This is a genomic window from [Bacillus] caldolyticus (assembly GCF_003595605.1).
Taxonomy (GTDB): domain Bacteria; phylum Bacillota; class Bacilli; order Bacillales; family Anoxybacillaceae; genus Geobacillus; species Geobacillus thermoleovorans.
Genome location: NZ_CP025074.1, coordinates 1,604,847 through 1,618,952, shown reverse-complemented (window position 1 = coordinate 1,618,952; position 14,106 = coordinate 1,604,847). Strand labels below are relative to the sequence as shown.

Genomic DNA, 14,106 nt, shown 5'->3' with positions numbered 1-14,106 from the left:
CCATGGTTATGATGATAGGCGAAGAGGAAAAGGAGGAGATGACAAATGGACATGATGCCATTTGAACCAACACCCACTCCGCAGCCGAAACGCCGCGGCCGCTTCGTATCGTGGCTTGCCGCTTCCGTCGCTGGAGCGGTGATCGGCAGCGCGGCGACATGGTATGTAGCGCCGAAATGGATTTACGGGGAAACCCATTCCCAAACGGAAGCGGCGGAAACGACCGCAAAAAGCGAGGCGCTGCCATTGCAGCCGACGGCGAACGTCAAAACGAATATGATTGACGCCATTAACAAAGTGGCCGATGCGGTCGTCGGGGTCGTCAACATTCAGAAGCAAGTGGACTTTTTCTCTGATCAAGCACAAGATACTGAAGCGGGAACGGGTTCGGGCGTCATCTTTAAAAAAGAAGGCAATGTGGCCTACATTGTGACGAACAACCATGTCATTGAAGGAGCGAACAAAGTGGAGGTGGCGCTCCCGAACGGCAAAAAAGTGAAAGCCGACATCGTCGGCGCGGATGCACTCACTGACCTCGCCGTCTTGAAAATCCCAGCCAATGGCGTAACGAAAGTGGCGAGCTTCGGCGACTCGTCGAAGGTAAAAATCGGCGAACCCGTGGCGGCCATCGGCAACCCGCTTGGTCTTGATTTGTCGCGGACGGTGACGGAAGGCATCGTCAGCGGCAAACGGACGATGCCGGTGTCCACCTCAGCGGGCGACTGGGAGATTGACGTCATCCAGACGGATGCGGCAATCAACCCGGGCAACAGCGGTGGGGCGCTCATTAACAGCGCAGGTCAAGTGATCGGCATCAACAGCATGAAAATCGCGGAAACGGGCGTCGAAGGGCTCGGCTTTGCCATCCCGAGCGAAAACGTCAAGCCGATCGTCGAACAGCTCATGAAAGACGGCAAAATCAAACGCCCGTACCTTGGCGTCCAGCTCGTCGATGTGGCCGATTTGTCCGATGAAGTCCGCGCTGATGAACTGAAATTGCCGTCCAACGTGACATATGGTGCGGCCATCACGTCGGTCGAACCGTTCTCGCCGGCGGCCGATGCCGGGTTGAAGTCAAAAGACGTCATCGTCGCCATCAACGGCGACAAAATCGACAGCGTCAGCGCCTTGCGCAAATATTTGTATACGAAAACATCGGTGGGCGATCGCATCAAACTGACGATCTATCGCGATGGGTTTGAGACGACCGTATCGGTCACCTTAAAAGCGAGAGACAGCAGCCAATCGTAAGAAACAGCGCCTCTTTTCAGCCGAAGCGGCTGGAAAGAGGCGATTTTCATTTTCGTGTGGAGCGCTTGCTCATGATGCTGGAGTATAAAGCGAAAGGAGACGGCTATACGTTGATCCGTGTCGTCAGCACTTTGTATCGAGTCTGCTCATATTGCGAGAGCTGGCATGACGACGCGCAGCCGCTGCATGTCCGAGAGTGGGTGCGCCCGCAATGCAGGGCGCACCATGACCCGGATCATAACGCCGCTCGGAATGATGTTGAAGGAAGGGCTTCGTTTGCTGTCGTCACAAGGCAGCCGAACCATGGGACGCACGGGGGCGGCTTGGCTGGCAGCCTGTCGTGGGGCGGGTATTTCCAATAATTCCCCAACTCTAAGCGTGAGCGCAGATGGGAGAGTGTTCGTACCCTCTAATTTTTGTGAATATATGACTATTTTTCCATTAGTAGTGAACTACCCCCCACTTAATTTTCTAGCGAAAATTTGAAGTGGGGGCTTCCAAAGAAGTTTGACTGCTTCAAGCAATCCTTATTCTTTGAGGCGTGTCCACTTCGCCGCTAGAGCATAAGACACTCAGGTCTACAGCTTTACTTTTCTTTAAGATGTTTAATGCGCCATTGACATCAGCATTAATTAGTTTGCCAGACTTTGTTCGATACAAGCCGCGCTTAATACGTTTGCCGCTGAACTTATATTCTTTTGGATTGTCGGCATTATATTCAGGAATCTCATCGCCGTCAAAAAAGCTGGCTTGAGACGTATATGATTCTTCCTGTTTCAAGAATTCAATGCCGTAAAATTCACAAAGATATTCTAGTTTTTCTTTTATGTTACCGAGAGGAATATTGACAAAGTTTTGATTTGTCTTTTTTCCTAGATTAATATTGCGTTGCCATGTTTCCGCATAGCCAATGACAAGTTTGCCAATTTGATTTTCAATACAGTAGTTAATGATGTAACGGCAAGTCTTGTTGATATAATCATTCACTTTATTATTGCGATTCATAGCAAGCAAAGCCTGTTTACGAGTGGTGCCTTTGATTTTTTGCTTATCTTTCATGCTTTGAAGTCTGGCATTTTCTTTGTTAAACCATTGATTTATACTTTTTAATCTCCGCCCATCAATGATGAATGATCTGCCGTCTGATGTGACACAAGTGGCAAAATTGTTTAATCCTAAATCAATTGCCAGTGCTTTTTGGTCATTTAATTGTCTTTGATCTTCAGGCATTTCATATTTGTACTGAATCTCAAAGAACCTGGCATGATGCTTAGGAATGATTTCAATCTGCTTAATCTTTTTGTCCAGTAACACAGGCGGAATCGTTATCGTGATAGGCTTGTGAGTCTTTTTAAATAGGCGAGAATACGGTATCGTGAATTTGTTGCCGTCTATACGAATCTGGCCAATGATCAGTGAATGAAAGCCATCTTTTTTAAGATATTTTGGAATACTGATAGCCTTGTGGTCATATTTTCCTTGTTTGGCAAGACTGATCAAACCAAAGAAAGATTTAAAGGCTTCATTGACCTTTTTTAAAATTTGCTGTGCCATGTTGCTGTTTAACAGCTTATAGTTTTCGTTAGTTTTTGCAAGATGATAGTTTTTCTCATAATTAAGAAATTCCTTGTGTTCAAAATAGTATTGTCTGACATTGTACAATCCGACGTTGTACATGTTCTTGGCAATATGGCACAGTTCTCGAAGAGTCAAGTATTCTTCTTTGGTCAAACCATTTAGCTGTTGTTTGATACAAAAATACATTTTTTCACCTCCCATCTAACTATATTATACTATATTTTACTGAATCTATCCTATTTTCAGCAAAATATAGTTAAGGCGATTCATCTCCCACTTACTCCGCTTCGCTTCGTTGAAGTGGGAGTCTTCTCGCCTAATTAAGATAAATACTCTTTTTTTTGCATTTCCAATAGAATTTTAATTGTAAATATATTGATTTAACGTAGTTATTTGTATTTTATGAAAAAATCTGCCTTGCTCTCTCCACTTGTCGCTTTGAGCCTCATTTACACATCGGGACACATCGGGTGTTTCGTTGACGTATGCTGATTCGGGGGAGAAAGCAGATAAGGTAAAACTCCAGATGGAACAAGAAATGGACAAGAAACAGCTAGAAGAGCGTCAGGAAATCAGAAATTTAATCAATGAACCTGTTGATCAGGGGGAAAATCTCTCCATAAAGAAGGAAACGTGCTCCATTTCATAGAACATTACAACCATCAAGGCTGGAAGGGGATTCAATATGGGCCCAAGTGCACCGCTATGGATGTCAATGTTGTACTACCTCATGTGCACCGCGACGTTGCTCGCCGGTGTGGTGATGCTGGTGAAAGGAACGGTTCGCCGCTTGTATTCGCTCGCTGCGGTGCTTGCGGTGCCGCTCTTTTTTCTGAACAATTTTCACACGATCGCCAGGGTCGGTGTCGATCCGTTCGACTATTGGCAGCAATCCCTTATCGAAGGACAATGGTGGGCGTGGCTGTCGCTTGCGTTGTTCCTTTACATCGTATGGTACTGGGGATTGCTTGTCCAGCGCATAGGAGGTCAAAAGGAAGGGCAGGCTTGGTGGAAGCGGCAGAGATGGATATGGGTTGTGCTGGCGGCAGCTGCGCCTGTCATCGTATATTGGGTGCAGAACATTGACAATTCCGTTGTCTCCTCGGTGCGGACGTACGAACCGTCCAACGCTCATTTGCCGCACGGTCCGTCAGCGCGTATTTTCTTTTTGTATTCTCACCCGTTGGAGCGGGAGTCATATATCGTGGAGGCGGACGAACATCATGTGCGCAAAGTGGTGACGCTGAAAGCAGTTGGAATCTCTCACCTTTTGCCCGCTTCTTCAACAAAGGAACTGTTGTTGTGGTCCGATTATACAGGAAAGTATGTGTATCGACTAAATCCAGACACATGGACGGTTGTCGATCAAAAGCGGTCTCCAGCCCTCTTTCCTTTGCCTCATTGGAGGGAGAGTGGGATATTCGTTCGCTGAACCAAGATGTAAAAACCAATAAACTAGAAGTAAGAAAAGAGGGAAAATTGTTATTTTCTAAACGATTCCCTCCCTACGTTCTTCAAGTTTTGCACGTAGCGCCGTATTTCTATGTGTTCGCCGATGTGATTGAAAAGGAACAAGGCGTATTGTATGTGATCGATCAACGCGGTGAGGTCGTGAAAGAAATTCCGTTGCTCACTTCCTCCGCCCGATCGATGGCGGCTTTCCGCAACTACCTTGTCATCGCCACGAAACCTCGTCTCACAATCATTGATCCGCATTCATGGCGAGTGACATATTGGGACATGGGGCAAGAGGAAACACGATTCGATCAGCTCCAAGTGAAAGGAGACGCGCTGTGGGTGAGCTATGTCCAGAGGGAAAAGTCGGGGTGGATTGCTTTGAACGATCAGTTCAAGCTGATCGAAAAGCATGAACTGCCTTCTGTGTACTGGGAAGCACGGTTTCACGGCGATTATGTGTATATATTGTTCGAGCCGCAGGAGGGGAACAAGGCGGACAATGCAGGAGAAATGAACATCTTCCAGCTGCGTACGGCCCAACTTGCCGCCAAGTTTACTGTGCCGAAACAAAAGCACAACTTGCAGACATTTTACGTGATGGATGAAATACAATGATAGTGCAGGAGATGACGGCAAGGGGGGAGAGGGACATACAATTCCGAGACTATGAAGAATTTTGGCCGTTCTATTTGACCCAGCATCGCAAACGAGCGACGCGGCGCTGGCATTTTGTCGGAACGAGCTTTGTCTTTTTGTTCATCATCATCGCGGCTGTAACGGGAAACGCATGGTGGCTGCTTGGCGCGCCGATTGCCGCCTACACGCTCGCTTGGTTCAGCCACTTTTTCATCGAAGGAAACAAACCCGCCACCTTCGGCCATCCGCTTTGGTCGCTTCGAGCTGATTTTCACATGTACGGGCTGATGCTTGCGGGACGCTTGGGGCGTGAGCTTGAGCGGATTGGGCTTTCAGAGGATCGGGATGTCAGCCAAAATGGATAAGAATCACGTTGAGAGGCCTTTCTCCCGACTGATTTCTTCTATCAGTGATTGTCGTCGATCCTCAAGGCTTTTGAGGGATCGAAGGACGACGACAATCCGGGATGAAATATCAGGGAGAAAGGCCCTTGTCCCCGCATTACTTCTTCATTTGTTTAATCTTTTCAAGCGGCAGCCCGGTCAGTTCATGAATCGTGTCGGCATCATATCCTTTTGCCAACATTCGTTTCGCAACATCCATCTTTGCTTTTTCCATTCCTTTCTCCATTCCTTTCTCCATGCCTTTCTGCTCGTATGAAACGATGAGTTCCATGACTTTGGCAGCCTCCTTCTCCTCCATTGTATTCACCTCATTTCGCAGTCGGATTTCTTCTTCATCCGATAACCGCAAATATGTTTCGAAAAAGCCGAACAACAGACGCTGTTTCGCCTCATCGAGCTCGAGGCGGGTGAGCATGCGCAAAAATTCCTTTTTCACTTCCACCTTCTCATCTTCATTATACCCCATTTTGCTTAACAGGGCGGCGGCGACCGGGTTGTCATGGCGGATGTACTCGCGCCACGGGAGTTTGCGCAATTCGATGGCCAAAAAACGGAAATCGAGAACAGCCCAAAACGGAAACTCCACAGTGAAAGAGGAAGGTTCATTACGGATGGCGTCATAGCTGAAGATAGCGATCGGAAGAATACGGCGGCGGTGTTTTTGAAATAAACGGCTGAAATAAATGAACATTCGCTCCGAAAAAGCGGGTTGGATGTAGCTTTGGTGTTCGATGTGGACAATGATCAGTCCATCTTCCCCTTTTAGCTTTGTCTCGATCAATAGATCGACTCGATGTTTTTCCCCTGCAGTAACATCAGTCAACACTTCTTCTGATAAAAAGGAAAGATGGTTAAAGTCAACATGCTCGTATACGCGCGGGAAGAAGAGGAGAACGAATTCTTCAAAAAACATGCTTAACAACTCTTTAAACAGGCGATCATGGTCAATGCGCGTTTCTGACATGGTCTCCCTCCCTATTTATTTTTAGACTCCCATTATTTTATTCGATCCATGCAAGGCAAAATCCTGCCTGATCACAGCTTTTTCACAGAAGTTTTTTGTTCGAAGACAGGAAATAAGAGAAATGCTGTCGAATTTTGATGCTGATGGAAAAATGATGAAACCAACTGATGCTTCGGCCGTATGAATCATTGACGGGAAAGGAGGGGAGGGGGGATGTGGTTCGGTCATCCGCCTGAAGTCGTATACGGAGCGGTGTTGGTGGTCAGTGCGCTGCTGACGGTGTTGTATTTTTTCTTCAGCGACGTGCTTGACGGCCTGTTCGATGTAGCCGATCATCCGCTGTTCAGCCCGCAGCTCATTTTATCATTTTTCATCGTCGGCAGCGCGGTCGGGCTGTTGGCGGAAATGTATACGGATTGGGCATCAGGTTCTATCATTTGGCTTAGCATTGGGGTGGCGCTTGTTGCCGTGTTGCTTTTGCACTTTTTCGTTTTTTTGCCGCTCCGCTCGGCCGAGGCGTCGCTTGGGTATACGGACGCCGATTTGGAGGGGGCGCTTGCTAAAGTGATCGTCTCGGTGCCGCCTGACGGGTTGGGCGAAATTCTCATCTCCCGTAAAAGCGGCGCGGTGGCCAAAGCGGCGAAAAGCGCAAATAATGAGGCCATTCCGTCAGGGGAAGAGGTCATCATCGTACAAATGGAAAACGGCGTCGCTGTGGTGGCGAGGCACGATCCGTATCACCTTTCCATCTAAAACAAAGAAAGGGGACCTGTCATGGTTGCGCCATGGTTGATTGTCATTGGTGTCGTCGTCCTGCTTCTTGTCGGACTCATTGCCATTTTCATCGCCCGCTACCGCACGGTCGGGCCGGATGAGGCGCTTATTGTCACTGGCAGCTATTTAGGAAGCAAAAACGTCCACGTGGACGAATCGGGAAACAAAATTAAAATTGTCCGCGGCGGCGGCACGTTCGTCGTGCCGATTTTCCAGCAGGCCGAGCCGCTTAGTTTATTGTCGATCAAATTGGATGTACAAACGCCGGAAGTGTATACGGAACAAGGCGTGCCCGTGATGGCGGACGGGGTGGCGATCATCAAAGTCGGCAGCTCGATTGGCGAAATCGCGACCGCGGCCGAGCAGTTTTTAGGCAAAACGCGTCAAGACATGGAAAACGAAGCGCGTGAAGTGCTTGAAGGCCATCTTCGCTCCATTCTCGGGTCGATGACGGTTGAAGAAATTTATAAAAACCGCGACAAGTTTTCGCAAGAAGTGCAGCGTGTCGCCTCGCAAGATTTGGCGAAAATGGGGCTTGTCATCGTCTCGTTCACGATCAAAGACGTGCGCGACAAAAACGGTTACCTCGATGCGCTCGGGAAGCCGCGCATCGCCCAAGTGAAGCGCGATGCTGACATCGCCACGGCCGAGGCGGAAAAAGAGACGCGCATCAAGCGGGCTGAAGCAGACAAGGAAGCGCGCAAGGCGGAGCTCGAGCGGCTGACGGAAATCGCGGAGGCGGAGAAAATCAACCAGTTGAAGCTCGCTGAGTTCCGCCGCGAGCAAGACATCGCCAAAGCGCGCGCCGATCAGGCGTACCACCTCGAAGAAGCGAAGGCGAAGCAGGAAGTCATGGCGCAACAAATGCAAATTAAAATCATCGAGCGGCAAAAACAAATCGAGCTGGAAGAAAAAGAAATTTTGCGCCGCGAGCGCCAGTACGATTCGGAAGTGAAGAAAAAAGCCGACGCTGAACGCTATGCGATTGAACAAAAAGCGGCGGCGGAAAAGGCGAAGCAAATCGCCGAAGCCGATGCGCAAAAATACCGCGTCGAAACGCTGGCGAAAGCGGAAGCGGAGCGCATCCGTCTCGACGGGCTGGCGAAAGCCGAGGCCGAGAAAGCAAAAGGGGAGGCAGAAGCGGAAATTATCCGCCTGAAAGGTCTCGCCGAAGCGGAAGCGAAACAAAAAATCGCCGAAGCGTTTGAGCGCTACGGCCAAGCAGCTGTGCTCGACATGATCATCAAGATGCTTCCGGAATATGCAAAACAAGTGGCGAGCCCGCTTGCGAACATCGAGAAGCTGACGATCGTCGACACTGGCTCAGGGGCAGGAGGCGGCGCCAACCGTGTCACAGGCTATGCGACGAACTTAATGGCGAGCTTGCAGGAGACGTTAAAAGCTTCGACGGGCATCGATGTGAAGCAGCTGCTTGAGAATCTCACGACAAGCGGTGCATCATCGGCCGTCACGGCCAAGCCAACCGTTGCCGAAGAGGCGAATGCGAGCCAGTCATGAACATGGTGTGCGGCGCCCTTGATCGAACGAAGGGCGCTTTTTTCGTGGTCATACTTGCGACATTCTTCGGAGTTGCGTATTAAGCATTGTTTCGCTATGATGGGAACGAGTGGAATGGAAAAAAGGAAGTAGGTTGAGGATGATGAAACGAGCTCGAATCATTTATAACCCGACATCAGGGCGCGAGCTGTTTAGGCGCCATTTGCCCGATGTGCTCGTTCGGTTGGAAAAAGCGGGCTATGAAACGTCGTGCCACGCCACCGAGGGTCCGGGAGATGCGACGAAAGCGGCGCGTCAGGCCGTCGAGCGGGAATTTGATCTCGTTGTCGCCGCGGGCGGCGATGGAACGATCAATGAAGTTGTCAACGGCATCGCCGATCAGCCGTATCGGCCGAAACTGGGCGTCATTCCTGTCGGGACGACGAACGATTTCGCCCGCGCCATCGGCGTGCCGCGCTCGATCGAAGGGGCGTGCGAGGTGATCGCCACGGGCGAGCCCGTACCCATTGACATCGGCTGTGTGACGAACGAAGACAAAACACGCTATTTCATCAACATCGCCGGCGGCGGCCGCCTGACGGAGCTCACCTACGAAGTGCCAAGCAAGCTGAAAACGATGCTCGGCCAGCTGGCCTATTACTTAAAAGGGATCGAGATGCTTCCGTCCATCAAGGCGACCGAAGCGCAAATCGAGTACGACGGCAAACTGTTTGAAGGCGAGATTATGATGTTTTTGGTTTCGCTCACGAACTCGGTCGGCGGTTTTGAAAAACTGGCGCCCGATTCGTCGCTCAATGACGGTCTGTTCGATTTCATCATCGTCAAAAAAACGAACTTGGCCGAATTCATTCGCCTTGTCACGCTCGCCGCGCGCGGCGAGCATATCAACGACCCGCATATCATTTACACGAAAGCGAACCGGGTGAAGGTGCGGTCGCCGATGCAGCTAAACTTAGACGGCGAATTCGGGGGCATGCTTCCAGGGGAATTTGTCAATTTGTACCGCCATTTGGAAGTCATCATGCCGAAAGACAAGGCGGAACAAGTGAGAACAGGAAGATGAGCCTGTTCTTTTCTTATGCCTCTAAGCCAATAAGGGAACGCTAACGGTATAAACCGATCGACAGAAAGGAGACGGACATGACCAAGCAGCAAGCACCAGTCGCCAAAAATGAATATTATGACGTCGTATTCACGGATTTGACCCACGACGGTCTCGGAGTGGCGAAAGTCGACGGCTTTCCCTTGTTCGTGAAAAACGCGCTTCCCGGGGAGCGGGCGAACGTAAAAGTCGTCAAAGTGAAAAAAGGCTACGGGTACGGCCGGCTTATCGAGCTGTACGAACCGAGCCCCGACCGCATCGAGCCCCCGTGCCCTGTCTATCGTCAATGCGGCGGCTGCCAGCTGCAGCACCTGAGCTACGAAGGGCAGCTGAAGGCGAAAGAGAAGCAAGTGAAAGAAGTGCTCGCCCGCATCGGCAAGCTTGACGGCGTCACCGTCCATCCCGTCATCGGGATGAAGAACCCATGGCGCTACCGCAACAAGGCGCAAGTGCCGGTCGGCGAGCGCGAAGGGGGCTTGGTCGCGGGCTTTTACAAAGAACGGAGCCATGAGATTATCGATATGGATGCCTGTCTCATTCAACAAGAGAAAAACGATGACGTCGTCCAAGCGGTGAAACGGATCGTCGAGCGCTACGGCATCCCGTCATACGATGAACTCGCCCATCGCGGCGTGCTCCGCCATATTGTCGCCCGCTACGGCGCGGCAACAGGCGAGGTGATGGTCGTGCTTGTCACTCGCACGAACCATTTGCCGCATGAACAAGAGATCGTTCGCTCCATCGTCCGTGAAATCCCGGACGTGACATCGATCGTGCAAAACATCAACCCCGAGCGGACGAACGTCATTTTCGGCGCCAAAACGCGGGTGTTATGGGGAAGCGAGTTCATCACCGACCGCATCGGCGGCATTCAATTCGCCATCTCGGCCCGCTCGTTTTACCAAGTCAACCCCGAACAGACGAAAGTGCTGTATGACAAAGCGCTCGAATACGCGGAGCTGACCGGGCGGGAGACGGTGATCGACGCCTACTGCGGCATCGGCACGATCTCGCTCTTTTTGGCGCGTAAAGCGAAACACGTCTACGGCGTCGAAATCGTCCCCGAAGCGATCGAAGACGCCAAGCGCAACGCCAAACTCAACGGCATCCAAAACGTCACCTTCGAAGTCGGCGCCGCCGAAGACGTCATCCCGCGTTGGTATCAAGAAGGCATCCGCGCCGACTGCTTGGTCGTTGACCCGCCGCGCAAAGGCTGTGACGCCGCGCTGCTTGAGACGATCATCGCCATGAAACCGCCGCGCGTCGTCTACGTCTCGTGTAACCCGGCGACGCTCGCCCGCGACTTGCGCATCCTAGAAGACGGCGGCTACGAAACGATCGAAGTCCAGCCAGTGGACATGTTTCCGCACACGGCGCATGTGGAGTGTGTGGCGAAAATTCGGTTGAGATAAGACAACGGGCCGGTGGATCCGGCCTTGTTGTTTGCAGTCGAATTGGGCAAACGGCCATGACGACACGAATGACATGATAAAGATTTCATCCGCCTGCAAAACTGGGGGCTGGATGAGATCCATCCTATTGAGAATCCACACCACTTGCAAGTGTTCCTCGAACGGTTATGGTGAACGACTCCCGCTTCATGCAAAGCACAGTCGGAGTTTCTTTGCCCCAAATGTCACCCTCTGTCTTCCTGAGCGTCAACCGGCATAAAACATATTTTTCTTCCCCTTTTGTACCGAAAACCGTATATAATGGAGATTGGAAATCACAAGGAGGTACATAGAAGCCATGCTCACAGGCGAATTGCGCAATAAAGTCGATAAAATATGGGAAACGTTTTGGACAGGCGGGATTACCAATCCGCTGACGGTCATTGAACAGTTTACCTACTTATTGTTCATCAAAGGCTTGGATGAAGTCGAAACACAGCGCGAGCAGGAGGATGCGCTGCTCGGCATTGAATCGGAACGCATCTTTCCTCCCGATAAGCAACACTTGCGCTGGAGCAAATTCAAACATTTTGAAGCCGCCCATATGTACGATGTCGTGTCCAATGAAGTGTTTCCGTTCATCAAAAACTTGCACGGCAATCGGGAATCGGCCTATGCAAAATATATGGGCGACGCCATTTTCATGATCCCGACGCCGCAAATGCTCGTCAAAATCGTCGACGGTATTGACCGCATTCCGATGAAAGACCGCGATACGAAAGGCGATTTGTACGAGTATTTGTTATCGAAAATCGCCACCGCAGGCACGAACGGCCAATTCCGCACCCCGCGTCATATCATTCACATGATGGTCGAGCTGATGAAACCGACGCCGGAAGACATCATCGTCGACCCGGCGGCGGGGTCGGCGGGGTTTTTGGTGGCGGCGGGCGAATATTTGCGCAAGCACCGCAGCGATTTATTTTTAGTGCAAAGTTTAAAAGAGCATTTTAATAACCATATGTTCTACGGTTTTGACATGGACCGCACGATGCTGCGGATTGGCGCGATGAACATGATGCTCCATGGCATTGAAAATCCGAATATCGAATATCGCGACTCCTTGTCGGAACAAAACAAAGATAAGGACAAATACACCCTTGTCCTTGCCAATCCGCCGTTTAAAGGTTCATTAGATTATGATGCAGTTTCAAATGATTTGTTAAAAGTTGTAAAGACAAAGAAAACCGAACTTTTATTTTTGGCATTATTCTTGCGGATTTTAAAAACGGGCGGACGCTGTGCCTGCATCGTGCCAGATGGGGTATTGTTCGGCAGCTCGAAGGCGCATAAAGACATCCGCAAAGAAATTGTGGAAAATCATAAATTAGAAGCGATTATTTCGATGCCAAGCGGCGTTTTTAAACCGTACGCGGGCGTATCGACGGCGATTATGATTTTCACGAAAACGGGCCTCGGCGGAACGGATCAAGTATGGTTCTATGACATGAAAGCGGATGGCTATTCATTGGATGACAAGCGCACTCCGATTGAAGAAAACGACATTCCGGATATCATTGCGCGCTTCCATAACCGTGAAGCAGAGAAAGAACGGAAACGCACGGAGCAGTCGTTCTTTGTGCCGGTGGAAGAAATTCGTGAAAATGACTATGACCTTTCGATTAACAAATATAAAGAGATTGAGTATGAAGAGGTAGAGTATGAAGCACCGAGTGTGATACTTGAAAGAGTGGAAGCGTTGGAAAAAGAGATTATGCAGGGATTACAAGAGTTGAAAGAAATGATTAGAGGGTAGTGAATTTTGTTATGGCGTTTCATTATAAAAAGTTAGGAGAGTTAGTCACGATTATCGGTGGTGGAACACCTGATAGAAATAAACCACATTTTTGGAATGGAGATATAAATTGGATTTCAGTAAAAGATCTCGTAGGGGATACAATATCTTCATCACTAGAAACTATAACCACTGAAGGATTAGAAAAATCAAGTGCCAAGTTGATTCCAAAAGGAAATATTATATTACCTACAAGGATGGCGCTCGGTAAGGTTGCAATAAATCAGATTGATGTAGCAATTAATCAGGATCTAAAAGCGTTGATAATAAAAGATAATAGTCAGTTAGACCTTTACTATTTATTTTACTTTCTGAAGAGTAAATCTAATTTTATTGAATCTAAGGGAAAAGGTGCTACGGTTAAGGGCATTACAGTTAATCTAATTTCAAATTTAGAAGTTCCTATACTTCCTCTTACACTTCAAAAGAAAATTGCATCAGTTTTACGCAAAGCACAAGCATTAATTAATAAAAGAAAAGCCCAAATCGAAGCGTTAGATCAGTTAACGCAAAGTGTGTTTTTGGAGATGTTTGGGGATCCTGTTTCCAATAAAACATGGGAGAGACGACCGCTTAAAGATATTGCAGATGTAAGAGATGGAACACACGATTCGCCTAAGTATGTTCCAAACGGTTATCCTTTAGTAACTTCTAAAAATATTAAAAACGGGAAAATTGATTTAAGTAATGTAAACTACATCTCGGAAGAAGACTTTATAAATATTAATAAGAGGTCTAAAGTTGATATAGGAGATATTATTATGCCGATGATTGGCACAATCGGAAATCCAATTATCGTCGACGAACAGCCAAATTTTGCGATAAAGAATGTAGCATTAATAAAATTTAATAATCCTCTTTTGGTCAATATATACCTAAAATATTTACTGGATTCACATTATCTTGATTATATTCTCAATAAAAATAAACGTGGAGGAACACAAAAGTTCTTGTCTTTAACGGATATAAGAAATATGGAAATTCCGTTGCCGCCAAGAGATTTGCAAGACAAATTTTCTGAAATAGTAAAAAAAATTGATTCTCAGAAGTCAATTCTTCACAAAAGCTTGAGAGAGTTAGAAAAAAATTTCAACTCCCTCATGCAACGTGCGTTTAAGGGAGAATTGTTCAACGATTAGTAATGTAAAAGAAATTCGTGCTGGTCAAGGGAGGGG

The 14,106-nt window shown here is 48.7% G+C and carries 13 protein-coding genes; 11 read left to right on the top strand and 2 right to left on the bottom strand.

The window, feature by feature from the left end:
• Positions 1-45: 45 nt before the first annotated feature.
• Positions 46-1,251 carry a S1C family serine protease gene (locus tag CWI35_RS08465; protein WP_023633340.1) on the top strand — a complete coding sequence of 402 codons (1,206 nt, stop codon included), beginning with the start codon at positions 46-48 and terminating at the stop codon, positions 1,249-1,251.
• 71 nt (positions 1,252-1,322) lie between these two features.
• On the top strand, positions 1,323-1,613 hold the full coding sequence (locus tag CWI35_RS08460; protein ID WP_119877657.1) for a zinc ribbon domain-containing protein: 291 nt from the start codon (positions 1,323-1,325) through the stop codon (positions 1,611-1,613).
• 154 nt (positions 1,614-1,767) lie between these two features.
• Here the strand turns inward: CWI35_RS08460 and CWI35_RS08455 are convergent, their stop codons facing one another.
• A complete protein-coding gene (locus CWI35_RS08455) occupies positions 1,768-3,015 on the bottom strand; it encodes an RNA-guided endonuclease InsQ/TnpB family protein (protein WP_119877656.1) in 1,248 nt (415 codons plus the stop codon).
• A 499-nt stretch (positions 3,016-3,514) separates the two neighbouring features.
• Between CWI35_RS08455 and CWI35_RS18570 the strand changes: the two genes are divergently transcribed.
• The 3 genes from CWI35_RS18570 to CWI35_RS08445 all read left to right on the top strand — a co-directional run bounded on the left by CWI35_RS18570 (position 3,515) and on the right by CWI35_RS08445 (position 5,288).
• Positions 3,515-4,261 (top strand): hypothetical protein, encoded by a 747-nt coding sequence (locus CWI35_RS18570; RefSeq protein WP_240432162.1) that lies wholly within the window; start codon positions 3,515-3,517, stop codon positions 4,259-4,261.
• Between the two features lie 125 nt (positions 4,262-4,386).
• The gene (locus tag CWI35_RS18565) at positions 4,387-4,902 is read left to right on the top strand and encodes a hypothetical protein (RefSeq protein WP_223812544.1); all 516 of its coding nucleotides are present in this window, start codon (positions 4,387-4,389) and stop codon (positions 4,900-4,902) included.
• On the top strand, positions 4,899-5,288 hold the full coding sequence (locus CWI35_RS08445; protein ID WP_011229842.1) for an Mpo1-like protein: 390 nt from the start codon (positions 4,899-4,901) through the stop codon (positions 5,286-5,288). The genes CWI35_RS18565 and CWI35_RS08445 overlap by 4 nt, the downstream gene beginning before the upstream one ends.
• Positions 5,289-5,424: 136 nt before the next feature.
• Here CWI35_RS08445 and CWI35_RS08440 read toward each other — a convergent pair whose 3' ends face one another.
• Positions 5,425-6,291, bottom strand: coding sequence for an Rpn family recombination-promoting nuclease/putative transposase (locus CWI35_RS08440; RefSeq protein ID WP_119877655.1), 867 nt, complete (start codon positions 6,289-6,291; stop codon positions 5,425-5,427).
• A 213-nt stretch (positions 6,292-6,504) separates the two neighbouring features.
• Here CWI35_RS08440 and CWI35_RS08435 point away from each other — a divergent pair, with 213 nt between their 5' ends.
• The 6 genes from CWI35_RS08435 (at position 6,505) to CWI35_RS08410 (ending at position 14,070) form a co-directional block, all read left to right on the top strand.
• A complete protein-coding gene (locus CWI35_RS08435) occupies positions 6,505-7,044 on the top strand; it encodes an NfeD family membrane protein (RefSeq protein WP_023633337.1) in 540 nt (179 codons plus the stop codon).
• A 21-nt stretch (positions 7,045-7,065) separates the two neighbouring features.
• Complete coding sequence (locus tag CWI35_RS08430; RefSeq protein ID WP_011229845.1) at positions 7,066-8,583, top strand: flotillin lipid rafts scaffold protein FloT; 1,518 nt, start codon at positions 7,066-7,068, stop codon at positions 8,581-8,583.
• A gap of 142 nt (positions 8,584-8,725) precedes the next feature.
• Positions 8,726-9,646 (top strand): diacylglycerol kinase, encoded by a 921-nt coding sequence (locus CWI35_RS08425; protein ID WP_011229846.1) that lies wholly within the window; start codon positions 8,726-8,728, stop codon positions 9,644-9,646.
• Positions 9,647-9,723: 77 nt separating this feature from the next.
• Positions 9,724-11,097 (top strand): 23S rRNA (uracil(1939)-C(5))-methyltransferase RlmD, encoded by a 1,374-nt coding sequence (gene rlmD / locus CWI35_RS08420; protein ID WP_119877654.1) that lies wholly within the window; start codon positions 9,724-9,726, stop codon positions 11,095-11,097.
• A 337-nt stretch (positions 11,098-11,434) separates the two neighbouring features.
• On the top strand, positions 11,435-12,892 hold the full coding sequence (locus CWI35_RS08415; RefSeq protein ID WP_014194831.1) for a type I restriction-modification system subunit M: 1,458 nt from the start codon (positions 11,435-11,437) through the stop codon (positions 12,890-12,892).
• 11 nt (positions 12,893-12,903) lie between these two features.
• Positions 12,904-14,070 (top strand): restriction endonuclease subunit S, encoded by a 1,167-nt coding sequence (locus tag CWI35_RS08410; protein ID WP_020279715.1) that lies wholly within the window; start codon positions 12,904-12,906, stop codon positions 14,068-14,070.
• Positions 14,071-14,106 lie beyond the last annotated feature (36 nt).

Excerpts from the sequence above, each read along its gene's own strand:
- CWI35_RS08410 (WP_020279715.1), top strand. The coding sequence starts at position 12,904 with ATGGCGTTTCATTATAAAAAGTTAGGAGAGTTAGTCACGATTATCGGT.
- CWI35_RS08425 (WP_011229846.1), top strand. The coding sequence starts at position 8,726 with ATGAAACGAGCTCGAATCATTTATAACCCGACATCAGGGCGCGAGCTG.
- CWI35_RS08415 (WP_014194831.1), top strand. The coding sequence starts at position 11,435 with ATGCTCACAGGCGAATTGCGCAATAAAGTCGATAAAATATGGGAAACG.
- CWI35_RS08440 (WP_119877655.1), bottom strand. The coding sequence starts at position 6,291 with ATGTCAGAAACGCGCATTGACCATGATCGCCTGTTTAAAGAGTTGTTA.
- CWI35_RS08465 (WP_023633340.1), top strand. The coding sequence starts at position 46 with ATGGACATGATGCCATTTGAACCAACACCCACTCCGCAGCCGAAACGC.
- CWI35_RS08455 (WP_119877656.1), bottom strand. The coding sequence starts at position 3,015 with ATGTATTTTTGTATCAAACAACAGCTAAATGGTTTGACCAAAGAAGAA.
- CWI35_RS08430 (WP_011229845.1), top strand. The coding sequence starts at position 7,066 with ATGGTTGCGCCATGGTTGATTGTCATTGGTGTCGTCGTCCTGCTTCTT.
- CWI35_RS08445 (WP_011229842.1), top strand. The coding sequence starts at position 4,899 with ATGATAGTGCAGGAGATGACGGCAAGGGGGGAGAGGGACATACAATTC.
- CWI35_RS08460 (WP_119877657.1), top strand. The coding sequence starts at position 1,323 with ATGATGCTGGAGTATAAAGCGAAAGGAGACGGCTATACGTTGATCCGT.
- rlmD (WP_119877654.1), top strand. The coding sequence starts at position 9,724 with ATGACCAAGCAGCAAGCACCAGTCGCCAAAAATGAATATTATGACGTC.
- CWI35_RS18570 (WP_240432162.1), top strand. The coding sequence starts at position 3,515 with ATGGGCCCAAGTGCACCGCTATGGATGTCAATGTTGTACTACCTCATG.
- CWI35_RS08435 (WP_023633337.1), top strand. The coding sequence starts at position 6,505 with ATGTGGTTCGGTCATCCGCCTGAAGTCGTATACGGAGCGGTGTTGGTG.